Annotated in this window: 21 protein-coding genes; 12 read left to right on the top strand and 9 right to left on the bottom strand. The window is 65.3% G+C overall.

Annotated features, from left to right (window positions below; genetic code table 11):
- Position 1: 1 nt before the first annotated feature.
- The gene (gene guaA / locus ACSQ3S_RS19405; protein WP_176651063.1) at positions 2-1,612 is read left to right on the top strand and encodes a glutamine-hydrolyzing GMP synthase; all 1,611 of its coding nucleotides are present in this window, start codon (positions 2-4) and stop codon (positions 1,610-1,612) included.
- Between the two features lie 480 nt (positions 1,613-2,092).
- Here the strand turns inward: guaA and ACSQ3S_RS19400 are convergent, their stop codons facing one another.
- The gene (locus ACSQ3S_RS19400; RefSeq protein WP_176650956.1) at positions 2,093-3,445 is read right to left on the bottom strand and encodes an MFS transporter; all 1,353 of its coding nucleotides are present in this window, start codon (positions 3,443-3,445) and stop codon (positions 2,093-2,095) included.
- Between the two features lie 145 nt (positions 3,446-3,590).
- Between ACSQ3S_RS19400 and cyoA the strand changes: the two genes are divergently transcribed.
- Genes cyoA through ACSQ3S_RS19365 form a run of 7 tightly spaced genes read left to right on the top strand, consistent with a single transcriptional unit; the run spans position 3,591 to position 10,291 of the window.
- Positions 3,591-4,586 (top strand): ubiquinol oxidase subunit II, encoded by a 996-nt coding sequence (gene cyoA, locus ACSQ3S_RS19395; protein ID WP_436143473.1) that lies wholly within the window; start codon positions 3,591-3,593, stop codon positions 4,584-4,586.
- Between the two features lie 2 nt (positions 4,587-4,588).
- Complete coding sequence (gene cyoB, locus ACSQ3S_RS19390; RefSeq protein ID WP_436143472.1) at positions 4,589-6,589, top strand: cytochrome o ubiquinol oxidase subunit I; 2,001 nt, start codon at positions 4,589-4,591, stop codon at positions 6,587-6,589.
- Positions 6,582-7,211 carry a cytochrome o ubiquinol oxidase subunit III gene (gene cyoC / locus ACSQ3S_RS19385; protein ID WP_436143471.1) on the top strand — a complete coding sequence of 210 codons (630 nt, stop codon included), beginning with the start codon at positions 6,582-6,584 and terminating at the stop codon, positions 7,209-7,211. Before cyoB ends, cyoC begins: the two co-directional genes overlap by 8 nt.
- Positions 7,208-7,609, top strand: a complete 402-nt coding sequence (gene cyoD, locus ACSQ3S_RS19380; RefSeq protein WP_353398535.1) for a cytochrome o ubiquinol oxidase subunit IV — start codon at positions 7,208-7,210, stop codon at positions 7,607-7,609. Before cyoC ends, cyoD begins: the two co-directional genes overlap by 4 nt.
- Positions 7,606-8,382 carry an SURF1 family protein gene (locus ACSQ3S_RS19375; protein WP_436143470.1) on the top strand — a complete coding sequence of 259 codons (777 nt, stop codon included), beginning with the start codon at positions 7,606-7,608 and terminating at the stop codon, positions 8,380-8,382. Before cyoD ends, ACSQ3S_RS19375 begins: the two co-directional genes overlap by 4 nt.
- Positions 8,383-9,759, top strand: a complete 1,377-nt coding sequence (locus ACSQ3S_RS19370; protein WP_436143469.1) for an ATP-binding protein — start codon at positions 8,383-8,385, stop codon at positions 9,757-9,759.
- Positions 9,749-10,291 (top strand): response regulator transcription factor, encoded by a 543-nt coding sequence (locus tag ACSQ3S_RS19365; protein ID WP_436143468.1) that lies wholly within the window; start codon positions 9,749-9,751, stop codon positions 10,289-10,291. Before ACSQ3S_RS19370 ends, ACSQ3S_RS19365 begins: the two co-directional genes overlap by 11 nt.
- Here the strand turns inward: ACSQ3S_RS19365 and ACSQ3S_RS19360 are convergent, their stop codons facing one another.
- Positions 10,292-11,509 carry a M56 family metallopeptidase gene (locus ACSQ3S_RS19360; protein ID WP_436143467.1) on the bottom strand — a complete coding sequence of 406 codons (1,218 nt, stop codon included), beginning with the start codon at positions 11,507-11,509 and terminating at the stop codon, positions 10,292-10,294.
- A complete protein-coding gene (locus ACSQ3S_RS19355; protein WP_176650947.1) occupies positions 11,496-11,876 on the bottom strand; it encodes a BlaI/MecI/CopY family transcriptional regulator in 381 nt (126 codons plus the stop codon). The genes ACSQ3S_RS19360 and ACSQ3S_RS19355 overlap by 14 nt, the downstream gene beginning before the upstream one ends.
- 76 nt (positions 11,877-11,952) lie before the next feature.
- Between ACSQ3S_RS19355 and ACSQ3S_RS19350 the strand changes: the two genes are divergently transcribed.
- Both ACSQ3S_RS19350 and ACSQ3S_RS19345 read left to right on the top strand, forming a co-directional pair.
- Positions 11,953-12,543, top strand: a complete 591-nt coding sequence (locus ACSQ3S_RS19350; protein WP_436143466.1) for a 2'-5' RNA ligase family protein — start codon at positions 11,953-11,955, stop codon at positions 12,541-12,543.
- A 52-nt stretch (positions 12,544-12,595) separates the two neighbouring features.
- The gene (locus tag ACSQ3S_RS19345) at positions 12,596-13,753 is read left to right on the top strand and encodes a putative peptide maturation dehydrogenase (RefSeq protein ID WP_436143465.1); all 1,158 of its coding nucleotides are present in this window, start codon (positions 12,596-12,598) and stop codon (positions 13,751-13,753) included.
- Positions 13,754-13,784: 31 nt separating this feature from the next.
- On the opposite strand, the gene ACSQ3S_RS19340 is transcribed toward ACSQ3S_RS19345, so the two are convergent.
- Entirely contained in the window at positions 13,785-14,039 is a 255-nt protein-coding gene (locus ACSQ3S_RS19340; protein WP_176650944.1) for an NHLP-related RiPP peptide, read from the bottom strand.
- Between the two features lie 106 nt (positions 14,040-14,145).
- Positions 14,146-19,215, bottom strand: coding sequence for a response regulator (locus tag ACSQ3S_RS19335; RefSeq protein WP_436143464.1), 5,070 nt, complete (start codon positions 19,213-19,215; stop codon positions 14,146-14,148).
- Between the two features lie 118 nt (positions 19,216-19,333).
- Here ACSQ3S_RS19335 and ACSQ3S_RS19330 point away from each other — a divergent pair, with 118 nt between their 5' ends.
- Positions 19,334-20,284: a 2-hydroxyacid dehydrogenase gene (locus ACSQ3S_RS19330; protein ID WP_436143463.1), complete on the top strand. Its 951-nt coding sequence runs from the start codon at positions 19,334-19,336 to the stop codon at positions 20,282-20,284.
- On the opposite strand, the gene ACSQ3S_RS19325 is transcribed toward ACSQ3S_RS19330, so the two are convergent.
- From ACSQ3S_RS19325 to ACSQ3S_RS19310, 4 genes are read right to left on the bottom strand one after another with little or no spacing between them, the layout of a single operon-like run.
- Entirely contained in the window at positions 20,268-21,026 is a 759-nt protein-coding gene (locus ACSQ3S_RS19325; protein WP_176650941.1) for a GGDEF domain-containing protein, read from the bottom strand. The two genes, ACSQ3S_RS19330 and ACSQ3S_RS19325, sit on opposite strands and share 17 nt — an antisense overlap.
- Positions 21,026-21,412 (bottom strand): DUF1987 domain-containing protein, encoded by a 387-nt coding sequence (locus tag ACSQ3S_RS19320; protein ID WP_176650940.1) that lies wholly within the window; start codon positions 21,410-21,412, stop codon positions 21,026-21,028. Before ACSQ3S_RS19320 ends, ACSQ3S_RS19325 begins: the two co-directional genes overlap by 1 nt.
- 17 nt (positions 21,413-21,429) lie before the next feature.
- The gene (locus ACSQ3S_RS19315) at positions 21,430-21,987 is read right to left on the bottom strand and encodes a SiaB family protein kinase (protein WP_353398560.1); all 558 of its coding nucleotides are present in this window, start codon (positions 21,985-21,987) and stop codon (positions 21,430-21,432) included.
- A gap of 17 nt (positions 21,988-22,004) precedes the next feature.
- Entirely contained in the window at positions 22,005-23,225 is a 1,221-nt protein-coding gene (locus tag ACSQ3S_RS19310) for a SpoIIE family protein phosphatase (protein WP_176650938.1), read from the bottom strand.
- A gap of 196 nt (positions 23,226-23,421) precedes the next feature.
- Here ACSQ3S_RS19310 and ACSQ3S_RS19305 point away from each other — a divergent pair, with 196 nt between their 5' ends.
- Complete coding sequence (locus tag ACSQ3S_RS19305; RefSeq protein WP_436143462.1) at positions 23,422-25,068, top strand: methyl-accepting chemotaxis protein; 1,647 nt, start codon at positions 23,422-23,424, stop codon at positions 25,066-25,068.
- Positions 25,069-25,127: the final 59 nt, after the last annotated feature.

The following is a 25,127-nucleotide window of genomic DNA, read 5'->3' as shown; positions in this document are numbered from 1 at the left end:
CATGCACTCTAAAATCCTCATTCTCGATTTCGGCTCCCAAGTGACCCAGCTGATCGCGCGCCGCGTGCGCGACTCCGGCGTGTTCTCGGAAGTGTTCCCGTATGACGTCAGCGACGAGTTCGTGCGCAACTACGGCGCCGCCGGCGTGATCCTGTCGGGCAGCCACAGCTCGACCCTGGAAGGCGACGCCCCGCGCGCGCCGGACGCCGTGTTCGAACTGGGCGTGCCGGTGCTGGGTATCTGCTACGGCATGCAGACCATGGCCGCGCAGCTGGGCGGCAAGGTCGAGAACGGCCTGGTGCGCGAATTCGGCTACGCCGAAGTGCGCGCCCGCAGCCACACCAAGCTGCTCGACGGCATCAACGACTTCGTCACCGACGAGGGCCACGGCATGCTGAAGGTGTGGATGAGCCACGGCGACAAGGTGTTGGAAATGCCGCCGAGCTTCAAGCTGATGGCCAGCACGCCAAGCTGCCCGATCGCCGCCATGGCCGACGAGGAGAAGCGCTTCTACGGCGTGCAGTGGCACCCGGAAGTCACCCACACGGTGCAGGGCAAGGCCATGCTGGGCCGCTTCGTGCACGAGATCTGCGGCTGCAAGTCGGACTGGAACATGCCGGATTACATCTCGGAAGCGGTCGAAAAAATCCGTGCGCAAGTCGGCACCGATGAAGTGATCCTGGGCTTGTCCGGCGGCGTCGATTCGTCGGTGGCCGCCGCGCTGATCCATCGCGCCATCGGCGACCAGCTGACCTGCGTGTTCGTCGACCACGGCCTGCTGCGCTTGGACGAGGGCAAGATGGTGATGGACATGTTCGCCAAGAACCTGGGCGTCAAGGTGATACGCATCGATGCGGAAGACCAGTTCATGGGTCACCTGGCCGGCGTCGCCGATCCGGAGCAGAAGCGCAAGATCATCGGCCGCGAGTTCGTCGAGGTGTTCGACAAGGAATCGGGCAAGCTGGTCAACGCCAAGTGGCTGGCGCAGGGCACCATCTACCCGGACGTGATCGAGTCGGCCGGCAAGGGCAAGAAGGGCCAGACCATCAAGAGCCACCACAACGTGGGCGGCCTGCCTGAGCACATGAAGCTGTCGCTGCTGGAACCGCTGCGCGAACTGTTCAAGGACGAAGTGCGCAAGCTGGGCGTGGCGCTGGGCCTGCCGCACGACATGGTCTACCGTCACCCGTTCCCGGGCCCGGGCCTGGGCGTGCGCATCCTCGGCGAAGTGAAGAAGGAGTATGCCGACCTGCTGCGCCGCGCGGACGCCATCTTCATCGAAGAGCTGCGCAACACGCCGTACGAGCCGGTCGTGGTTCCCGGCTTCGATCAGGACAGCGTGCCGACCAACTGGTACGAGGCGACGTCGCAAGCGTTTGCCGTGTTCCTGCCGGTGAAATCGGTGGGCGTGATGGGCGACGGCCGTACCTACGAATACGTGGTGGCGCTGCGCGCGGTGCAGACGCAGGACTTCATGACGGCGCACTGGGCGCACCTGCCGCACTCGCTGCTGGGCAAGGTGTCGAACCGCATCATTAATGAAGTACGCGGGATTAACCGCGTGGTCTACGATATTTCGGGCAAGCCGCCTGCGACCATCGAGTGGGAATGATTCCGTAGCTGGTAACTGCTGGCGTTGGCTGGCAAACGGATGAGACTAAGCCCCTGATTGTCAGGGGCTTTTTTATTTCTGCGAGCATCTTCTGGCGGGCTCGGGCAGGGCCGAGCACTGATATTGATGATACTCATGAGGGTAGCGGGTTTTCAGAGATGGGATTTTTAAACCTATGGGTGTGTGCCGAGCTTTACGAATCTGCGCGTCCTGTTTTCCTGTTCATCTCTATAGGAAGTATTTCATCTGTCCAAATTGTGCATACCAAAATACCGTCCGGTGTAAATCCGTTCCACGGAGTATCAAGTCATATTGCAATAATTTTTTAGTGAGCGTTGTTGCTTAAAAAATACCACCAATTGTCACATCTCCGGAGCCTGCTTCAGCTAGGAACATATGGTTGAAACGTGGGAGAAGAAGACGCAAGAGAGGATGCCTGGCGGACAGCGCCGCCGGGCCGGTGCTACATTGGTGGCAAATTTAGTTACGAATGTCCAGCGCGCGGTTCAGGCTCAGCGCCGCCAGCGAGCAGACCGCGCCCGACAGCAGGTACAGGCCGACATACGCCAGGCCGAACTGCGACGACACGCCCAGCGCCACCAGCGGCGCGAAGCCCGCGCCCACCAGCCACGCCAGGTCGGACGTGAAGGCCGCGCCGGTGTAGCGGTACTGCGCCGGGAAGTTGGCGGTCACCGCGCCGGCGGCCTGGCCGTACGACAGGCCCAGCAAGGCGAAGCCCAGCATGATGAAGGTGTCCTGCGCAGCCTCGCCGCCGTTGAGCAGCATCGGCACGAAGCCGCTGAACACCGCGATCAGGATGGCCAGCGAGCCCAGCGTGCGGCGGCGGCCGATGCGGTCGGCGATCAGGCCGGAGGCGACCACGCCCACCGCCATCAGCACCACGCCCACCATCTGCGTGCCGAGGAAGCCGGTGATCGAACGCGGCGAGTAGATCGTGATCCACGACAGCGGGAACACCGTCACCAGGTGGAACAGCGCATAGCTGGCCAGGGCGGCGAGGGCGCCGATGATCAGGTTGCGACCCTGCGAGCTGGCCATCTCGACCACGCTGGTCGGCTGCAGCTCGCGCTCTTCCAGCAGCTTCGCGTATTCGCTGGTGGAGGTCAGGCGCAGGCGGGCGAACAGCGCCACCACGTTGATGGCGAAGGCCACGTAGAACGGATAGCGCCAGCCCCAGTCCATGAAGTCCAGGTCGTTCAGGTTGCCGATCAGGTACCAGAACAGGCCGGCGGCGATGAAGAAGCCGGTCGGCGCGCCCAGCTGGCCCAGCATCGCGTACCAGCCGCGCTTGTTTTCAGGCGCGTTCAGCGCCAGCAGCGACGGCAGGCCGTCCCACGAGCCGCCCAGCGCCAGGCCCTGGCCGATGCGCAACGCCGACAGGATAATGATGGAGTTGAAGCCGTTGTCGGCATATGATGGCAGGAAAGCAATCCCGGCCGTGGTCGACCCCAGCAGCAGCAACGCTCCGGTCAGCTTGGCTTCGCGCCCGTAGCGGCGCTGCACGGCCATCGAAATGACGGTGCCGATGGGCCTTGCAATAAAGGCAAATGAAAAGATGGTGAACGCGTACAAAGTACCTTCCAGCCGCCCGTCGAACGGGAACAGCAGCGAAGGGAACACCAGTACGGAAGCAATTGCGTAGACAAAGAAATCGAAATACTCGGAAGCGCGGCCGATGACCACGCCTACCGCTATTTCGCCGGGGGAAATATGTTCGTCGTCCCGGGTATTGATGTTGCGTGCATCGTTACCGGCCTGAGATGGTTCTTGGGCGCCAACATGGACGCCGTTTGGTGTAGTCGTAGTGGCCATAATCTCTGTCTCTGTGTCTCTGTTGCGTTGATATTGTTATCACGGTCATGCCCCTGGCCACCCTAGGACAAAGTGTCCAATGGCAAGAACATTCCGTGATTGGTACAGTACCATGTTATCCATATTCTGTAACGTACATTACCGCATGATTCCTCCTATCGCTCGTCGTGGACTGTTCCTCGCACCGCTGTTGTGGCTTGCCGGCTGCAATACGGTCGTGCTGAACCCGTCCGGGGATATCGCAGCCCAGCAGGCACACCTTGTTGTTGTGTCAACCCTGCTGATGCTGTTGATTATCGTTCCCGTTATGTTCTTGATCTGTTTGTTCGCCTGGCGCTACCGCAAGTCCAATACCGCCGCCGAATACAAACCGAACTGGGATCACTCGACCAAGCTCGAACTGCTGATCTGGGGCGCGCCGCTGCTGATCGTCATCGTGCTGGGCCTGATCACCTGGATCTACACCCACCTGCTGGACCCGTACCGTCCGCTGAGCCGCATCGACGAGAACCGTCCCGTGGCCGCCGGCGTCAAGCCGCTGGAAGTGCAGGTCGTGGCGATGGACTGGAAATGGATGTTCATCTACCCGGAGCAGGGCATCGCCACCGTCAACGAGCTGGTGACCCCGATCGACGTGCCGGTGCGCTTCCACATGACGTCGTCGTCGGTGATGAACGCGTTCTACATCCCTGCGCTGGCCGGCATGGTCTACACCATGCCAGGCATGGAAACGCAGCTGAACGCGGTGATGAACAAGGTCGGCGTGTATGACGGCTTCTCGTCGAACTACAGCGGCGCCGGCTTCTCGGACATGAAGTTCAAGTACCACGGCGTCAGCCAGGCCGAGTTCGACAGCTGGGTCGAGAAGACCCGCGCCGGCGGCGCGCTGACCCGCGCCGGGTTCGCGGCGCTGGACAAGCCGACCATCAAGCATCCGATCATGCACTTCGGCAGCGTCGACAAGGGCCTGTACGACCTGGTGCTGAACCGCTGCGTGGCCGAAGGCTCGGTCTGCATCAACGCGCAGATGGAGCAGGACGCCATGCGCATGCAGGCCGCCGCCGCCGCGAAAGAATTGCCGAAAGACGTGTGCACGCCGAAAGTCGCCGCCGCCACGCCCCAACCACTCCGTAAAGAATGACCATGTCTGATCTCAACCTGACCAAACTGATCTTTGGGCGGCTGTCGCTGGAAGCAATTCCATACCACGAGCCCATCCTGATCGGCACCTTCGCCATGGTGGCGATCGGCGGCCTCGCGCTGCTGGCCGCCATGTTTAAATTCCGCCTGTGGGGCCCGCTGTGGCGCGACTGGATCACCTCCATCGACCACAAGAAGATCGGCATCATGTACATGGTGCTGGCCATCGTCATGCTGCTGCGCGGCTTCGCCGACGCGCTGATGATGCGCATGCAGCAGGCCATCGCCTTCGGCGACAACGCCGGCGTGCTGCCGCCGCACCACTACGACCAGATCTTCACCGCCCACGGCACGATCATGATCTTCTTCGTGGCGATGCCGCTGGTGACCGGCCTGATGAACTACGTGGTGCCGCTGCAGATCGGCGCGCGCGACGTGTCGTTCCCGTTCCTGAACAACTTCTCGTTCTGGATGACCACCTTCGGCGCGATGCTGACCATGGTGTCGCTGTTCGTCGGCGAATTCGGCCGCACCGGCTGGCTGGCGTTCCCGCCGCTGTCGGGCATCGCCGCCTCGCCGGACGTCGGGGTCGACTACTACATCTGGTCGTTGCAGGTGGCCGGGGTGGGGACCACGCTATCGGGCGTCAACCTGATCGCCACCATCGTCAAGATGCGGGCGCCGGGCATGAGCATGATGAAAATGCCGGTCTTCACCTGGACCGCGCTGTGCACCAACGCGCTGATCGTCGCCACCTTCCCGATCCTGACCATCACGCTGGCGATGCTGTCGCTGGACCGCATGGTCGGCACCAACTTCTTCACCAACGACCTTGGCGGCAACCCGATGTTGTACGTCAACCTGATCTGGATCTGGGGCCACCCCGAGGTCTACATCCTGGTGCTGCCGGTGTTCGGCGTGTTCTCGGAGATCGTCTCGACGTTCTCGTCCAAGCGGCTGTTCGGCTACACCTCGATGGTGTACGCCACCATCGTGATCACCATCCTGTCCTACCTGGTATGGCTGCACCACTTCTTCACCATGGGCTCGGGCGCGTCGGTGAACTCGTTCTTCGGCATCACGACGATGATCATCTCTATCCCGACCGGCGCCAAGATCTTCAACTGGCTGTTCACCATGTACAAGGGGCGTGTGCGTTTCGACGTGCCCATGCTGTGGACCGTCGGCTTCATGCTGACCTTCACCATCGGTGGCATGACCGGCGTGATGCTGGCCGTTCCACCGGCCGACTTCGTGCTGCACAATTCGCTGTTCCTGATCGCCCACTTCCACAACGTCATCATCGGCGGCGTGGTGTTCGGCTGCTTCGCCGGCTTGAACTACTGGTTCCCCAAGGCCTTCGGCTTCAAGCTCGACGAGTTCTGGGGCAAGGTCTCGTTCTGGTGCTGGCTGGTGGGCTTCTGGGTCGCCTTCACGCCGCTGTACGTGATGGGCTTCATGGGCGTGACCCGCCGCATGAACCACTTCGACGATCCGTCGCTGCAAAAATGGTTCGTCATCGCCGCCATCGGCGCGCTGATCATCGCCGCCGGCATCGGCGCCATGCTGGTGCAGTTCTACGTCAGCTGGAAGAACCGCGAGAAGCTGCGCGACGTCACCGGCGACCCATGGGGCGGCCGCACGCTGGAGTGGGCCACCTCGTCGCCACCGCCGGACTACAACTTCGCCTTCACGCCCGTGGTGCACGAGAGCGATACCTGGGCCGACATGAAAGCCAACCACTATCAGCGTCCGACCAGCGGTTTCGTGTCCATCCACATGCCGAAGAACACCGCCGCCGGCTTCATCATCTCGGCGCTGTCGTTCGCGCTGGGCTTCTGCATGATCTGGCAGATGTGGATCCCGGCCGGCCTGTCGTTCGTCGCCATGATGGCCGCCATCATCACGCACACCTTTAACTACAAGCGCGATTACTACATCCCTGCGGAAGAAGTCGTCCGCACCGAAGAAGCGCATACTCGTTTGCTGGAAGCCCATGTCTGAAACTATCGCTAACGGCGCCGTGAGCGCCGACCCGAGCGCACGCTACTACGTGCGCGAACACCACCCGGAGAACGGCACGCTGCTGGGCTTCTGGCTCTACCTGATGAGCGACTGCCTGCTCTTCGCCGGCCTGTTCGCCGCCTACGCGGTCCTGGGCCGCAACTACGCCGGCGGCCCGACCGGCGCCGAGCTGTTCGACCTGCCGACCGTGGCGATCAACACCGGCTTCCTGCTGATGTCGTCGATCACCTACGGCTTCGCGATGATCGCCTCGCAGCGCAAGAACGTGAAGGCGACCATCGCCTGGCTGCTGATCACCGGCCTGTTCGGCCTGGCCTTCCTGTACCTGGAACTGGATGAATTCGTCCATCTGATCCACGAAGGCGCCGGCCCGCAGCGCAGCGCGTTCCTGACCTCGTTCTTCGCGCTGGTCGGCACCCACGGCCTGCACGTGACCTTCGGTTCGATCTGGCTGGTCACGCTGGTGTGCCAGCTGGCCAAGCACGGCCTGACGCCTGAAAACAACCGCCGCCTGATGTGCCTGTCGATGTTCTGGCACTTCCTGGACGTGATCTGGATCGGCGTGTTTACCTTTGTCTACCTGATGGGAGTCCTGCCATGAGCGCACACAATCACGACCACCACGGCCACGACGACCATGGCCATGGTCACGAACAAGGCGCCCACGGCAGCCTGAAGGATTACGCGATCGGCTTCGTGCTGTCGGTGATCCTGACCGCGATCCCGTTCTGGCTGGTGATGCACAAGGTGTTCGACAAGTCGAGCACCACCGCCGCCGTCATCCTCGGCTTCGCCGCGGTTCAAGTAGTGGTGCACATGGTGTACTTCCTGCACATGAACGGCAAGATCGAAGGCGGCTGGTCGCTGCTGGCGACGATGTTCACGCTGGTGCTGCTGGTCATCGTGCTGGCCGGTTCGATCTGGGTCATGTACCACATGAACGTCAACATGATGCCGTCCATGGGGACGGACGTGCACAACATGCGCGACATGCAATGACAACAGGCGCACAGCGCCCACGTTCCCGCGCCCTGCGCGTCAGCCTGGCCTTTGCGGCCGGGTTGATGTTTGCAGGGTTTTTTGCTTTGGGGACGTGGCAGTTGTTCCGGCTGCAGTGGAAGCTGGCGTTGATCGAGCGCGTCGAACAGCGCGTGCACGCGGCGCCGGTGGAGGCGCCCGGCGCGGCGCAATGGCCGCAGCTGAACGCCGAGGCGGACGATTATCGCCGCGTGAAGCTCAGCGGTTTCTACCTGCGCGGCTCGGACACGCAGGTGCTGGCGTCGCTGGACCGCGGCATCGGCTACTGGGTATTGACGCCTTTGTGCCGCGACGACGGCGCCATCGTCATGGTCAACCGCGGCTTTGTCCGCGCCGGCTCCGGCGGCTGGGCGCCGCAGCCCGCACCGCCGGCCGCCGCGGCCAATCCGTGCACCGTCGGCGGCGATCTCGTCACCGTCACCGGCTTGATGCGCCTGAACGAAGTCTCCGGCCGCCTGCGCCAGAACGAGCCGGCCCGCAACTACTGGTACTCCCGAGACGTGCAGGCCATCGCCTGCGCGCGCGGACTGCCGGCCGTGGCGCCGTACTTTGTCGACGCCGATGCGGGGAGCGTGGTAGCCGAGGGCGGGCCGCTGGGCGGCCTGACCGTGGTTTCCTTCCCCAACAACCATTTGGTTTATGCTGTCACCTGGTACGCGCTGGCGCTGATGATCGCCGGCGCTGCCGCATGGGTCGTCCGCGACGGACGCCGATCACAGACAGCTGAAGCGTAAATGGCCAGGAAAAACGACAATCCGTACGACCGGGGGCGGCCCAACGCGCCGGTCATCGAGCCGCTGGCGGCGGTGAATGCCCACGCCAACACCATCTCCCACGCGGCCGGCCACAAGAACATGCAGCAGCTGATCCAGCTGCGCTGGATCGCGGTGGTCGGCCAGATCACCACCATCTTCGCCGTGACGATGATCTTCGACGTGCGGCTGCCGCTGCCCGCCATGCTCGACGTGCTGGCCTGCCTGATCGCCTTCAACATCGCCAGCACGCTGCGCTGGCAGGAAAACCAGGTGGTCTCCAACAGCGAGTTGCTGCTGGCGCTGACGGTGGATGTCGCCAGCCTGACGGCGCAGCTGTACCTGAGCGGCGGCGCCAGCAATCCCTTTGTATTCTTATACCTGCTGCATGTGATCCTGGGTGCGGTGCTGCTGGAGGCATGGTCGACCTGGACCATCGTCGGCGTCACCGGCACCTGCATCGCCGGGCTGGCGCTGTTCTCGGAACCGCTGCCGCTGCCGCTGGACCATTCGCGCGGCATCTTCAGCCTGTACGTGCAGGGGATGCTGATCTGCTTCGTGCTTGATGCGGCGCTGCTGGTCATCTTCATCACCCGCATCACGCGCAATATGCGGGTGACGGCGACCAAGCTGGCCGACCTGCGCCAGCGCGCCGCCGAGGAGGACCACATCGTCCGTATGGGATTGCTGGCGTCGGGCGCGGCGCACGAACTGGGCACGCCGCTGGCCACGCTGGCGGTGATCCTGGGCGACTGGCAGCACATGCCTGAGTTCAAAGGCAACCCGGTGCTGCTGGAGGAGATCGGCGAGATGCAGACGCAGCTCAAGCGCTGCAAATCCATCGTCAGCGGCATTTTGCTGTCGGCCGGCGAGACGCGCGGCGAATCGTCGGCCGCCACCACCGTCAACACCTTCCTGGCCGACCTGGTGGCGGAATGGCGCGTCGGCCGGCCGGTGGTGGAATTCGAATTCGAGAACCGCATCGCGCCGGATCATCCTGTGGTATCCGATTCGACGCTGAAGCAGATGATCTGCAATGTGCTCGACAACGCGCTGGAGGCGTCGCCGCACTGGCTGCGGATGGAGGCCGGCGTGGAAGAGGGCGCGCTGGTGCTGCAGGTGACGGACGCCGGTCCCGGCTTCGCGCCGGACATCCTGGCGCAGTTGGGCAAGCCATACAACTCAAGCAAGAGCCGGCCGGGCGGGGGATTGGGCCTGTTCCTGGTCGTGAACGTCGCGCGCACGCTGGGCGGCGCGGTCACGGCGTCGAACCGGCCGCAGGGCGGGGCGCAGGTGCGCCTGACGCTGCCGCTGTCCGAGATCGAAATCAAACCGGAATCGAATCAATATGACTACTGAAGAAGAACGCGTGTTGCTGCTGGTCGAGGACGACGCCGCCTTCGCGCGCACCTTGAGCCGCTCGTTCGAGCGGCGCGGCTACAGGGTGCTGCTGGCCGAGAACGTGGACGAAGCCAGCGCGCTGCTGGTCGACAATGCGCCGGGCTACGCGGTGGTGGACCTGAAGTTGAAGGGCAATTCCTCCGGACTGGCCTGCGTGCAGATGCTGCACCAGCACGATGCCGAGATGCTGATCGTGGTGCTGACCGGTTTCGCCAGCATCAACACGGCGGTGGAAGCGATCAAGCTGGGCGCCTGCCAGTACCTGGCCAAGCCGTCGAACACCGACGACATCGAAGCCGCCTTCGAGCACGTGGCCGGCGCGGCCGGCCTGGAGCTGAGCAACCGCGCCACCTCGGTCAAGACGCTGGAGTGGGAGCACATCCACGCGGTGCTGGCCGAGACGGACTTCAACATCTCCGAAGCCGCGCGCCGCCTCGGCATGCACCGCCGCACGCTTGCGCGCAAGCTGGAAAAGCAGCGCGTCAAATAACTACTTGGCCGGTGCCTCGGTGACGACGATTTTCATCTCCAGCGCACCACCGTTGTCGGTGGCGACCTTGATCCCGGCCTGATCGCCAAGTGCGACGAGCAAGCCATGCTGGCCGACCTGTTCCCCGCCGTGGACGGTGGTTGTGGCGACGTACACCGTGCCCGGCTTCTGCGCGGTGACCACAAAACTCGCTTTCCATTGTTGCGCGCCCTCGCCGACGGCGAGCGCCGCCTTCTCGCCAGCATGGACGAGCAGGCGGGGCGAAATGTCCAATCCGTCGGCATTCAGTTTCAGCGCGATGTTATAGAGCTGGCTTGCGGACGCTTGTTGCTGCGCGGCCCATGACGCGTAGCTGGCGCCCATCATGACGGCGGCGAGCAGAATGCGGCCAGTTGCGCGAGCGGCGAAGGTGGTGCGGCGATTCAGGTTCATGACTCTCTCTTTCAGTGGATGGTTGGACTGCCATTGACATGCCAGCGGAAAGCTGTCCGCCGCCAGCTGTGACTTCATCATCGCGCCGGCGTAGGCGCGGCGGGAGCGGGGATGGTTGCGCATTACGTCGGCATCGCACGCCAGCTCCTGGTCGATGCGCATGAGGCGTGCCCCCAGGTGTATCAGCGGATTGAACCACCAAAGGCATTGCAGCACCGCGCATGCGGCGTTGGCCAGCGGGTCGTGCCTTCGCGCGTGGGCACGCTCGTGCGCCAGGATTAATTCCCGCTCCGTCGCCGAATAGCGGTGGTCGAAATCGGCCGGCACCACCACCGGCGGGCGCAGTATGCCGACCAGCGCCGGCCCGGTGCAGCCTTGACCGGTATAGGCGCCGTCGCCGCGTAAACTCAGGCGGCCGATCCCGCGCGCAAAGCGGCGCTGCAGGCTGGCCTGGCGCATGGCGGCGGCAATCGCGCCGGATAGCCAGATGAACAGTGTCGCCGTGCCGGCAAACGGCCGCGCGCCGGCAGCAATGACCGGCCCGGCCGCCTGGCGCAGCGCCGGCAGGATGGACACTGGCGCGTACACGGCGTCGGCGGCTGGCGCCGGCATCAGCGTGGCCAGTGCGCACAAGGGCACGGCCAGCCAGAGCGCATAGGCGGCGCCGGCGCCTGTCAGGCTGCGCAAAGGCCGTCGCATCGCCATGACGACAATCACGACCAGGCTGGCCGCAACGGTGGAGCGGCCCAGCGCGGCGAGCAGCGGCGACAACTCATTTGTCGTCATCAAGCTCTCCAATCAGCCGCTTGAGTTCCGCGATATCGGCCTTGCTCAGCTTGCGATGGCGGCTGAAATGCGCAACCAGCGGCGCGACCCGCCCGTCGAACAGCCTGTCGAGGAAGCCCTTGCTTTCGCTGTGCAGCCATTGCTCGCGGGTGATGGCCGCCGAATACAGGTAACGCCGCCCGTCCTTCACAACCTTGACGGCGTGTTTGCGCAGCAGCCGGTTCAACAAGGTCTTGATGGTCGATTCCTGCCACGCGCGGTCCGGGCCGATGGCGGCCGCGACCTCGTCGGCGCCGCGTGGACTATGCGACCATAGCGCCTCCATCACGACCGATTCTGCCTCGCTGATGTGCGGTAGAGCTTTCATTGTTATTCGTTTACAGTTGTAATCGCTTAAATGATTACATGTGTAATCGATGCCGTCAAGCGTTATACTAGAGCCCATGACACAACAGACTTTACTGCCGGGTTTTGAGCCGGAACCGCAGCTGACCGACCGGATCTTTTTCGCGGCGTTGCCGGATGCCGGCGCGGTCGCGCACATCAAGACGTTGACGGCTGAGCTGAAGCAGCAGCACGGCCTGCGCGGCAAGCCGATTGCCGATGGCAAGCTGCATGCCACGCTGTGCAATCTCGGCGACTTTCCGCACATGCCCGACGCGCTGGTTGCGCGGGCGGGGCAGGCCGCCGCTTCGGTGGCGTCGGCCACCGCGCCGTTCACCGTCCGCTTCGACATGGTGCAAACCTTCGTCAACCGCAGCCGCCACCGGCCGTTCGTGCTGGGCGGCGTCGACGGCGTGGTCGGCCTGGGCGCGCTGTACAAGCAGCTGGCGCAGGCGCTGCTGAAGGCCGGCCTGCCGGGCAATCCGCCCGGCTATACGGCCCACATCACGCTGCTGTACGACGATGTGACTGTCAAGCCGCAAGCGGTCGCGCCGGTCGAATGGACGGTGCGCGAACTGGTGCTGGTGCACAGCCAGATAGGTCAAAACCTTCCCTACACCACACTGGCGCGCTGGACGCTCGAAGGCTGATGTTTTTTGTGATACTTTAACCTTGTCGATATCCACAAGGTGAGTGTCCATCATGCTGATCAGACGTTGCGCTGTGTTGTTCCTGGAGCCCCGCGAGGATCTCGATATCGACTGGACCTCGCTGTTCGCCGGCGAGGGCGCGCTGGGCGCGACGATGCGCTGGGTCGCGCTGGCGCCGCACCTGGGCGAGGAGGTCGAGGTGACGTTGCCGGAGATGGCGGCGCTGGGCGACATCGGCTTCACGCTGTGGCAGGATCGCGCCGGCTGCGAAGAGCGCCACGGCGCGGATCATGTGGCGCGGCTGTTGCAGGCCGGCCTGCTGATCGGCGACGACGCGGACGACGCCACCGGCGCGGCCTTCCGCGAACGCGACGAGACGCTGCGCTCGCAGCACTGGCGTCCCTTGTCCGCCGCCGCCCATATGTTCAGCCGCTGGGGCGACATGCGGGTCGACAAGGGCATGCAATTCCCCAGCTTCGAAGAACTCGTGGTGTCATATGGCACGCCGCCCGGTCCGGCGATCGAGCGCTGCGCCGACGGCCAGGCCATCATGCTGCCGCCGCCCGAACGCGCGCGGCTGGACGACACGCTGTTCCAGCGCTACACCGGCCGCAATTTCGACGCCGCCGCCGTGCTGCCCACGGCCACCGCCTCGCGCCTGCTGCAGCGCGCCTTCGGCTCGCAGGGCGAACGCGAAATGGCGCCCGACGCCTTCGTGCTGAAAAAACTCAGTCCCTCGGCCGGCGGCCTGCATCCGACCGAAGTCTATGTGATGGCGCAGCGCGTCGAGGGTGTGGCGCCGGGCCTGTATCACTATCATCCGGTACGTCACGCGCTGGAGCCGCTGGCGGCGATGGATACCGCGCAAACGGCGGAACTGGCGATGCGCATGGTGGCCGACCAGGACTGGTTTGTCGATGCGCCGATGATGATCGTGCTGGCCGCGCGCGTGGAGCGCAATTTCTGGAAGTACCGCAATCACGCCAAGGCTTATCGCGCCTTGCTGCTGGATGCGGGTCATCTGTCGCAGACCTTTTATCTGCTGGCGACCGAAGCGGGGATGCCGGCCTTTGTGACGGCGGCGGTGAACGAGGTGGATATCGAGCGGGCGTTTGGGCTCGATCCCTTGAAGGACATGGTGGTCGCCGTCTGCGGCTGCGGAATGGCGTCCGGGGCGCAGGATACGGTGGAGATGCGTTACGAGCCTTGACCCCGCGCTACCATGCGGGGCCGATGGCCGTTCAACGCTGACCGGACAGGAAGAAGGGAATCGCGCCGGCGGCGTTTTCCAGCTTGCCCTTGATGGCGTGGCGGCTGGCGGCGAACACTTCTTTCGACGGCAGGCTGCGCAGCGATGGAATGCTGGCGGCGTCGAGCTGGATGCCCAGCGTGCCCAGCGCCATTTGCGGATCGTTCAGGAAGCTCATGCGGAAGCCGTCGTCGCCGGACAGTTTGGATAGCAGCAGATCGAGATCTTGCGGGGAATGCGTGGCCATGTCTAACCTTTCGTGTGGTAGTGGTTGGATACGTCGCGTTCAAAACGCAAGTTCATCGTAGGCCAAAGATTGCCGAAGCTCAAGTCTTATTGCGCCTATCGTCTTGCTAGGGACTCTGCACCAATTCGGCCGCCGCCGATTCTTGTTCGGCCAGATCGATGCGCGCGCTTTCCATAACGACATCAAAAGCTTGCATGAAAGCAGCCAGTAAATCGGGATGGGCGGATGGCTGCTCTCTGAGGCAGGTCTCCAGCGTCCTTGACGCTTCGAACAACTCCGTTGCCGAAATATTACCGGCCGCGCCGCGGATTTTATGCACCAAATCGGCCGCCGCCGCAAAGTCGCCGGAGTGGATTGCATGTTGAATCTGTTGCAAACCGGTGCCGGCGTCGTGGGCGAACTGGATCAACAGGCGTGACAACAGCATGTCGTTGCCGCCCAGCCGCGCCAATGCCGCGTCGACGTCGATGCCGGCGCGCCTGGCCGGTTCTGCCGCCTCGGGCGGCGGCTGCAGCTGCGGCTCCGGCGGCGCGCGCTCCGCGTGCGGCTCGACCCAGGTGGCCAGCACCGCGTACAGGGTGTCGGGATCGATAGGCTTGGTGACGTAGTCGTTCATCCCCATCGCCAGGCAGCGTTCGCGATAGCCGGCCACCGCATGCGCGGTCATCGCGATGATCGGCAGCCGGGCATGGGCTTCGTCTTCGCGTATCAGGGCGGTGGCCTGGTAGCCATCCATGTCCGGCATCTGGATATCCATCAGCACCGCGTCGTAGGCGCCGGCGGCGGTCATGCGCACCGCCTCGGCGCCGCTGCCGGCCAGCTCGACGCGCACGCCGGCGCGCTGCAGCACCTCGCTGGCGACCTGCTGGTTGATCGAATTGTCGTCCACCACCAGCACCAGCGAACCGCGGATGCGCTGCACCGCCAGCGACGGCGCCGCCGGTATCTTGACGGCCGGCTGGCCGGCATCGAGCCCCAGCGCGGACAGCAGCGCGGTGCGCAGCAGATAGGGATTGGCCGGCTTGTCGAGGAAGGGCATGACGCGGCTTTGTTCGGCGGCCTGCGCGTTGTGCTCGCGCGCATAGGCGGTCACCATCAGCACCGCCGGCGGCGGCTGTCCGCCGTTCTGCTCACTGTCTTGCTCACTGAGCTGCGCGATGCGGCGCAGCGTTTCGATGCCGTCCATGTCCGGCATGTCGGCGTCCATCATCAGCAGGTCGTACTGATCGAACTGCAGCGCCGCCAGCGCCGCCGCGCCCGACGCCACGGTGCGCACCCTCAGTCCCAGGCTGGCCAGCTGGATCCGCATCATGTGACGGGCCGCTTCGCTGTCGTCCACCACCAGCACGCGCTTGCCGTGCACGGCGGACGGCAGCGACGGCAGGCGCGGACTCTGGTCTGCGGCGGGCTGCAGCCGCACGGTGAAGCTGAAGCTGCTGCCGACACCGGGTTCGCTGTCGACCTGGATCACGCTGCCCATCTTGCGCACCAGTTGCTGCGAGATCGCCAGTCCGAGACCGGTGCCGCCGTACAGCCGCGTGGTGCTGGCGTCGGCCTGGGCGAAGGCCTGGAACAGGCGCTCCTGCTGCTCCTGGCTGATACCGAGGCCGCTGTCCTCGACGGTGAAGCGCACGCCGATCTGGCCGTCGCCGCCGTCGATCAGGTCGAGGCCGTCGGCGTTGTCCAGTTCCACGCGCAGCTCGATGTGGCCGCGCGCGGTGAACTTGAGCGCGTTGCCGACCAGGTTGACCAGGATCTGGCTCAGGCGCAGCGGATCACCCAGCAGGTTGGACGGCACGTCCGGCGCGGCCCAGATCACCAGCTCCAGTCCGCGCTCGGCGGCGCGCCACGAGAACAGGTCGGCCAGCTGGTTGAGCGTGTCGGGCAGGTCGAAGGGCAGCGCCTCCAGTTCCAGCTTGCCCGACTCGATCTTGGAGAAGTCCAGCACGTCGTTGATGATCTCCAGCAGGCTCTGGCCGGCGCGGCCGATCTTGCGGAAGTAGTCCAGCGGCTGCGGCGGCAGGTCGAGGTGGGTGCCGAGGCCGGCGAAGCCGAGGATGGCGTTCATCGGAGTGCGGATCTCGTGGCTGATATTGGCCAGGAACTCGCTCTTGGCGCGGGTGGCCGCTTCGGCGTTGGCGCGCGCCTGCTCGATCATGCGCAGCGCGCGCGCCTTCTGGTAGGCCGAGACGAAGGGTTCCTTCAGCGCCTTCAGCAGATCGAGATCGCTGGCCTCGAAGCTGGCCTGGTATTGGTAGTTTTCGAAAATCAGATAGCCTTCGACCTGGCCGTCGATCACCACGCGCACCGCCAGCAGCGCGCACACGTCTCCCGGCAGCGATTGCTTGTGATGGACTTCGAAGATGTCGGGCGCGATCACGCAGTCGGGCGGAGCGTAGCGCAGCTCGGCCTGGCGCAGGTCGATGCGGTAGGCGTCGGATGCGGCGTCGATGCGGCCCCAGGCCGCGCGCAGGCTCAGGGTTTCGGTGCCGGCTTCGCGCACCAGCGCCAGCGCCGTATCGACGCCCTTGATGACGGTCGATTCGTGCAGGATGGTGTGCAGCAGCGCGTCGAAATCGAGCTGCTCGTTGATCGACTTGACGATGGCGTTGAGTTTTTCCAGGTGCTGCGTGCGCGAATACACCAGCGCTTGCAATGCGATGCCGGTGCGGTGCAGCTGCCGCACGCGCCAGCGCACCAGCGCCCAGGTCAGCGCGCAGGCGGCCAGGAAGTAGCCGGCATAGGCCCACCAGGTCTGGTGCCATGCCGGCAGCACCACCACCCGCAGCGACAGCTCGGCGGCGTTCCACAAGCCTTCGCGGTTGCTGCCGCGCAGGCGCAGCAGATAGCTGCCCGGCGGCAGACGGTTGTAGCTGGCGATCCGGCGGCTGGCGTCGGTCTCCACCCATTGGCTGTCGTAGCCTTCCAGCATATAGGCGTAGCGGTTGCGCTGCGGCGCCGAGTAGTCCAGCGCCGCCAGCTCCACCTCGAAGCTCTGGTTGTGCGGATGCAGCGTCAGCGTCGGTCCCTGCTGGTTGTCCAGCTGGTCCGGCGTGAGCACGTGCTGGTCCAGCCGCACCGCGCTGATGACCAGCGGCGGACGGTAGCCCCAGTCGTTCAGGCGGCCGGGATAGACCACCGCCATGCCGGAGGTGGCGCCGAACACCAGGTCGCGTTCCGCCGTGACGGTGCTGGCGCCGATGAAGAAGGTGCGGAAGGCCAGGCCGTCGGCGCGGGTCAGCGCGCGCGCCTTGAGCGTGCCGGCGTCGATCACGGCGATGCTGTCCGAGGTGGCGGCCCAGATCCGGCCCACCGGGTCCGCCTGCAGCGACATGATGGTGCCGGCGGTCAGCCCGTCGGCCATGCCGATGCGTTCGAACTGCGGCACGCCGCGCGGATCGCGCCCCGTCATCACGCAGATGCCGCCGCCGTAGGTGCCGACCCACAGCCGGCCGCGCGTGTCGAGCACCAGGGAACTGATCACCGGCTCCGACAGCGCGCCGGGCAGGCCGGGATTGGCGCGGATCTGTTCGACCTTGCCGGTGTCCGGATCGAGCCGGTTCAAGCCGTTGCGGGTGGCCACCCACAGCGTGCCGTCGGCGTCGGTGATGACGGCGTGGATGCGGTTGTCGGTCAGGCCGCCGCTTTCGGCGGGGCCCTGGACGTAGCGCTGAATGGTGCCGGCGGCAGGATCGTAGCGCAGCAGCCCTTCGAAAGTGCCCAGCCACAGCTCGCCCTTGCGCAGCAGGATGGTGCCGATGCGCGGATACGGGTTGTTGGCCTGCGGCAGAGCCACGCGCCTGACGCTGTGCGCCTTGCCGGAAGTGCGGTAGAGGCCAAGCTGGGTGCCGATCCATGCCTCGCCGGGATCGGCTTCGGCCAGCGCCAGCACCATGCGGTTCGGCAGCGCCCTTTCCGGCTGGGAGGGGTCGGGCCGCAGCGCGGCGCGGCGGCTGCCGTCGGGGAGCACGATGTCGATGCCCTGGTCGGCCAGCGCGATCCAGACCTGGCCGTGCTGGTCGTTCATCAACGCGCTGACGGCCGACTCCTGCGCGCCTTCACCGCCAAAAACGGAATCGATGCTCTCGCTGTGCGGATCGTAGATGTCGACGCCGCGCTCCGTGGTCACCCACACCATGCCGCTGCGGTCGCGCAGCAGGGCGGCGGTGCGGTCGTTACTGAGGCTGAACGACACGGCCGGCTGGTGCAGGATGCGGCTGCCCTGGCCGCTGGCGGGGATATATTCGACGACGCCGCCGCCGTAGGTGGTGGCCCACCAGGTGCCTGGCACGGTCTCCGTCACGGCCAGCACCATGTTGGCCTGCGGATCCCTGACGCCCTTGATGCCGACGATGCGGCCGCTGTCGGCATCGGCGTCGACCACGCCGATGCCGCTTTTCAGCGTGCCGAAGGCGATCTGGCCGCGGCTGTTTTCACCCAGCGACATCACGGTGTCGCTCCAGCCGCCATGACCCTCGGCGGCGATGGCGACGGTGGCGATGGTGGGGGAGAGCGGCTCGGCGCCGGCCTTCAGGCGCGACAGGCCGGTGCCGGAGCCTATCCACAGATTGCCGGCGCGGTCCATCAGCAGCGCGCGGATCTGGTTGTCGGGCAGTCCCGGATATTCCTCGTGGGTGTAGCGCCGTACCGTGCCCTGGATCGCGTCGTAGTATTTGAGGCCGGACGACGTGCCCACCCACAGGTTGCCCCTGGCGTCGCTGGCGATCGCGCTGACGGCGCCCCGGCTCAACTCATCGTTGACGCGGACGAAGTGCTCGTTGTGCCGGTCGAACATGGCCAGGCCGGAAGCGGCGGTGCCTATCCACAGGCGGCCGCGCGCGTCGGCGTGCAGGGCCTGGATGAAATCGCCGGGGAGCGAGGTGGAGACGCCGGCATCGTGGCGGAAGCTGCGCATATGGTAACCGTCCCAGCGCGCCAGGCCGGCCTGGGTGCCGATCCAGATAAAGCCGTCGCCGTCCTGCGCCAGCGCCATGCCGACGGGATTGGGCAGGCCCTGTTCCAGGCCCAGGTGCTCGAACAGCGGCGTGGCCAGCTTGCCCCAGCGTTCCGGACTGGCGGCGGCATAACCGCAAGCGAGCAGCCAGCACGCCAGCGCGGCCGCCAGCCAGCGCCGGGCGCTTGTACAGACATGCGGTGTGAGGGCGTGAATGTTCAAATCGGGGCGCACTCCGGAAGGTAGCTTCCAGCATACGGAATCGGCGACAGAAAGTCCATGCAAAGCAACGGGATCGCCGTGGTGCTTGTACAATCGACAAATGGATAAAGATATCAATATGAAACCAGAATTGCTGGTGCTGGCGGCCAGCCCGTCGGCCGACGTCATGGCCCAGCTGGAGCGGCATTTTCACTGTCATCATCTGTGGCGCCAGCCCTGCGAGGCCCAGCCGGACTGGCTTGCCGGCGTGGCGCCCGGGGTGCGCGGCGTGCTGACCACCGGCGTGATCGGCATCGGCCCCGCGCTGCTGGAGCAGTTGCCGCGGCTGGAAATCGTCGCCGTCAACGGCATCGGCGTCGACGCGGTGGCGCTGGACGTGACCCGCGCGCGTGGTATTTTTGTTACCAATACTCCCGGTGTGCTGACCGAGGATGTGGCGGATCTGGCACTGACGCTGCTGCTGGCGGCGGCGCGGCGGCTGCCGGCGCTGGACCGCCATGTGCGCAGCGGTGCGTGGGAACGCGGCATGCCGCTGGCGCCGACGCGGGCACTGCGCGGCAAGGTATGCGGCGTGTTCGGCTTCGGCCGCATCGGGCAGGCGGTGGCGGCGCGGGCATCCGCGTTCGGCATGCGGACCATGTATTTCCAGCCGCGCGTGATCGAAGGCGCGGCGGTGGAGCGTTGCGCTTCGTTGCTGGAGCTGGCGCAGGCCAGCGACTACCTGGTGGTGTGCGCACCGGGCGGCGCGGCCACCCGGCATGCGGTGAACGCCGAAGTGCTGGCGGCGCTGGGACCGGAGGGAACGCTGGTGAACATCGCGCGCGGCTCCCTGGTCGACCAGGCGGCGCTGATCACGGCGCTGGAGGAGGGCACGCTGGGCATGGCGGCACTGGACGTGTTCGACAACGAGCCGCATGTGCCGGCGGCGCTGCGTGAACTGGACAACACGGTGCTGGCGCCGCACGTCGGCAGCCTGACCGTGGAGACGCGCCACGCGATGGGACAACTGGTGGTGGACAACCTGCGCGCCTATTTCAGCGGCCAGCCGCCGCTTACGCCGGTTCCTTAGCCGGGGCGCATGCCGGCGGCAGCTGGCAGTGCAGTTTCACGCAATTGCGGCCGGCGCGCTTGGCGGCGTATAGCGCTTCGTCGGCGCGGCCGTAAGCCAGTTCGAAGCTGGTGCCGGCGGGGTTCCAGCTGACGCCGACGCTGGCGGTGATCTGGCGGTTGATCGGGGGCGCGAACACCTGGTCGGCGATGGCGTCGCAGACCGATGCCGCCACGGCCTTCGCCTCGTCGGCGGAGCTGGTCGGCCATACCACCGAGAATTCCTCACCGCCGACGCGGCCTATCGCCACCTCGGGGCCGAGCAGCGCCTGCAGGCAGGAGACCACCGTCTGGATCACGGCGTCGCCGGCCGGGTGGCCGAAGTCGTCGTTGACCCACTTGAAGTGATCGATGTCGAGCACGATCAGCGCCATGTCGCCGCGCTGCAGGCAGCCGGTGGCCTGCTCGATGACGGCGGCGCGGTTCAGCGCCCCGGTCAGCGGATCGTGGGTGGCGCGGTATTCCAGCTGCTGCGCCAGTTCGTGCAGCTGGCGGTTCATCTGGTTCATATCCAGCTCGGCGCGGTCGCTGCGGCGTATCAGGCGGCGGCTCTCGCGCATCAGGCGCTCGTAGTGGACGATCATCTCGGACAGCGCCGCGCGCGCGTCGGCTTGCGGATCGGCGTGGGCCGCCCTGGCGTTGGCCAAGGCCGCGCTTTCCAGCGCGAACAGGTCGGCTTCTTCGCGGCCCGGGATGGTCATCATCAGTTGCTCACCGCGTGATCGTGGAAGTCGAGGGCGTCGAAATCGTCCCGCAGTTCCTGGCCGAATTCGAGGATGGTGTCGTCGTCCTCGTCGTGGTACCAGTTCAGGCGCACGTGGTTGCCGGCGATGGCGGCCTTGTTCAACGCATCGAAGAAGGCGAACAGCATCTTGGTGCTGGAGCTGTTGAAGTAGGCCAGCGAGACGTTGACGGTGATGCTGCTGTCCTTGCAGCCGTCGAGGAAGGCCTGCACGCGGGCGATCAGCGGGCCATAGAAGGCGGCGGCGTTTTCCGGATAGGATTCGCCCTTGATCGACAGCGTGTGCTGGTCGAAGCGGAAGTCGATCTCCGGCGAGGTTGGCGAGGCGCCGATGAATAGTGGTTCCATAACTGTTCCAGTACTTTCTAGATTATCGCTTTGATGCAGAACACCGTGGTACCGGGGTTGTGCGCTTCCTGGACGAACTCGAACTCCAGCGGTTCGCTGGCGTCGCGCGCCATGGTCAGGAAGCCCAGGCCGGCGCCCTTGCTGTCGGCCGGCGTTTCGTCGCGCAGCGCTTTTTTATAGGCGGACTTGATCTCGTCCATGGTCATCGTGTGCAGCGGTTCGAGGCGGTCGCGGATCAGCCCCACGTTGGCGCTGGCGACCGGGTTGGCGCACAGCAGGAAGAAGCTGTCGTCCTTCATGCCGATGCAGAACGAGCCGCGGCGCATCTGGTTGTCGCTTTGCTCGTGCGGCGTCAAGGTGTCCGACGAGTAGTGCATGATGTTCTGCGACATTTCGACGAAGGACGAGAAGATGCGCCGGCGCGTCGGCCCGGCGGCGCCGGCCGTGTCCAGGCGCGCCTTGATGGTTTCGGAAATGGCCGCCACCACGTGCTGCGAAAAATAGCCCACGTAGAAAAAGATGATGTGGCGCTTGCGCGCCACGTCCCAGAAATCGTTGAATTCTTCGTACAGCAAATCGTGCTCCTGATGGACTAAGGGCGGAAACAGAAAAAGGTCAGGTCGTCGCGGCGCGGCTGCTCGCCCTGCCAGGCCTGGTAGTCGTCCAGCATGGCCTGGCTGACGTGGCGCGCGCACTGGGTGCGCTGGGCCAGCAGCACGTCGCGCATGCGGCGCTTGCCGTAGGCGATCTCCTTGCTGCCGCCGATCTGGTCGATCAGGCCGTCCGTGGTCAGGAACAGCAGGCTGCCTTCGGCGATGGCGATGGTCTTGTTGGTCCAGCTGTGATCCAGCGGCGTGTCGACGTAGCCGACGCCCATGCGCTCGCCGTCCACCGTCTGCACCGCCTGCTGGTCGGGATCGAGCTGGTACAGCGCCAGTTTGGCGCCGGCGAAATGCAGCCGGCGGCTGGCGTTGTCGAACCACAGGAAGGCGGCGTCCATGCCGTCGTTGGATTCGGCGGCGCCGCTTTCGATCTGGCCCAGCATGCTCTTGACGCCGCGATTGACTTCGCCGATCAGCGCGGCCGGATCGCGGGGCCCCAGCTGTTGCAAGGCCTGCGCCAGGGTAGACGATGAAATCAGGGTCATGAAGGCGCCCGGCACGCCGTGGCCGGTGCAGTCGGCGATGGCGGCGAACCAGCCGTCCGGATAGCGGGCGAAGTGATAGAAATCGCCGCCGACGACGTCGCGCGGCTGCCATTCCAGGTGGGCGTCGTCCAGCGCCTCGTTCAGCGCCAGATCGGAGGGGCGCAGCAGCGAGCGCTGGATCACGCTGGCGTAGTCGATGCTGTGCATGATCTGGCGGTTCTTCTCGGCCTGCATATTGGCCACCACGTTCATCAGCTGCAGGCCGAAGCCGACGCCGGCCAGGCTGCCTTCGCGGGTGACGATGAAGCCGTCGGCCAGCGCCTTCTCGCCCGATTCGACGGCGCGAAAGGTCAGCTGCTCGATGCTCATCGCGGCGTCGACGATCAGCGGTTCCTTGTCCATGAAGGCGATGCAGCTTTTCTTGCCGTACAGCTCGTGATAAAAGGGCTTGGACATCTGCGACATGAAGATGTTGCGGCTGATCAGGCCGATCGGGCGCTCGCCATCGATCACCGGCAGACTCATCAGATCACGGCGCTCGGTGAACAATTCCAGCACCATGAAATTGCTGGTGTCGGACGGCACCGACACCGTTTCCACGCACAGGTCGGCGGCGATGGAGAGGCGGAATCGGGGCAGGTGCAAACGCGAGGCATTGAACTCCATGACCTGTAACCTTTGGATGACAACAATGCCGGCAATGCTACCGGGAAATTATTACCGCCTGATTACAGCTTAACCAAAAGAAAAGAATGTTATCAGTCTGTGCACATTTAGTTTCCGTACGGTAATGGCCCCGTAACAATTGGTGAGTATATTGAGTCTCATCTTGTGTTGCGTGCACCTCTCTTATATGAATGCCATGAAAACCCCCAATCTGAATACCGGCGCCCGCGTGGTGGCCTCGTTTGCCATCCTGCTGTTGGTGATGGCCTGCATGTCCGGCGTGTCGCTGTGGAGCCTGCAGTCGGCCAACGACACGGCGTCCAACCTGGTCAACGACAAGCTGGCCAGGCAGCAGCTGACCTCCGACCTGCTGGGCATGACCGAGCTGAACGGCTTGCGGGCGATTTCAATCGCCCGCAGCGACAGCCTGGAGGTGGCCGACATCTTCCAGGCGCAGCTGGCCGCCGGCGAGAAAGCCGCCGCGGCGATGGAAACCAGGCTGCTGGCGATGCCGGCCGACGCCGACGAGGCCGCATTGCTGCGCGCGGTGACCGGCAAGAAGTCGGCCTACCTGGGCCTGCGCGCCGAACTGTTCAAGATGAAGGACAGCGGCCGCGTGCAGGAAGTGGGCGAGCTGCTGGACAACAAGATGCCGGCCGTGTTCCAGGGCTATACCGGCGCGCTGGGCAAGCTGCTGAGCTACCAGAGCCAGGAAGCGAAGGCGCTGGCGCAGCAGTCGGCCAGCCAGTTCCAGCGCAGCCGCGCGCTGCTGATCGGCCTCGGCCTGGCGACCCTGGGACTGGGCGCGGTGCTGGCGCTGCTGCTGACGCGCAGCATCGTGCGGCCGTTGACGCAGGCGGTGACCTTGGCCGAGCAGGTGGCGGCGGGCGAATTGCACGTGGCGATCCAGCACGGCCGCAGCGACGAGATCGGCCAGCTGTTCGATGCGCTCAGCCATATGACCAGCCGCCTGGCCGACACCGTGGGCCGGGTGCGCGACGGCGCGGTGGCCATCGATTCGGCGTCGCGCGAGATCGCCAACGGCAATATGGACTTGTCGCGCCGCACCGAGCACCAGGCCGGCGCGCTGGAGGAAACCGCATCGGCGATGGCGGAACTGACGTCGGCGGTACGGCAGAACAGCGGCAACGCGCGCCAGGCCAACCAGCTGGCGCTGTCGGCCTCGGCGGTGGCGGGCAAGGGCGGCAAGGTGGTGTCGGAGGTGGTGGCGACCATGGACAGCATCAATGACTACGCGCACAAGATCGTCGACATCATCGCGGTCATCGACGGCATCGCCTTTCAGACCAATATCCTGGCGCTGAACGCGGCGGTCGAAGCGGCCCGGGCCGGCGAGCAGGGGCGCGGTTTCGCGGTGGTGGCGTCCGAGGTGCGCAACCTGGCCCAGCGCTCGGCCGGCGCGGCCAAGGAAATCAAGAAGCTGATCAACGATTCGGCCGAGCGCATCGCCAGCGGCAGCGAACTGGCGCAGGCGGCCGGCGCGACGATGGACGAGATCGTGTCCAGCGTGGAAAAGGTGACCACCATCATGTCGGCGATCAGCACGGCCAGCGCCGAGCAGGAGCACGGCATCGAGCTGGTCAACGTGGCCATCGGCGACATGGACGACGTCACCCAGCAAAACGCCGCGCTGGTGGAGGAGGCCGCCGCCGCGGCCGACGCCATGCAGGAGCAGGCCAGGGAGCTGGCCGAGCTGGTCGGTTCGTTCAAGATCGACGCCGACCAGTGGGACAGCCGCGCCAGCATCAGCCGCTTGCCCGCCGGCCGGCAACGCCCCGCGCGGCCGGCGCTGCAACTCCAGTCGCTGCCGCGCGCAGCCTGACCCGGCCGCGCCTTGCGCCGCCGCAAGGGCGGCGCCGACCTCCTTTGATCTAATGAACG

Origin of the sequence: Duganella sp. LjRoot269, from assembly GCF_964254095.1 — a bacterium.
Taxonomy (GTDB): Bacteria; Pseudomonadota; Gammaproteobacteria; order Burkholderiales; family Burkholderiaceae_D; genus Rugamonas; species Rugamonas hordei.
The sequence above is the reverse complement of the archived record's forward strand: the minus strand, read 5'-3'. Positions and strand labels throughout refer to the sequence as shown.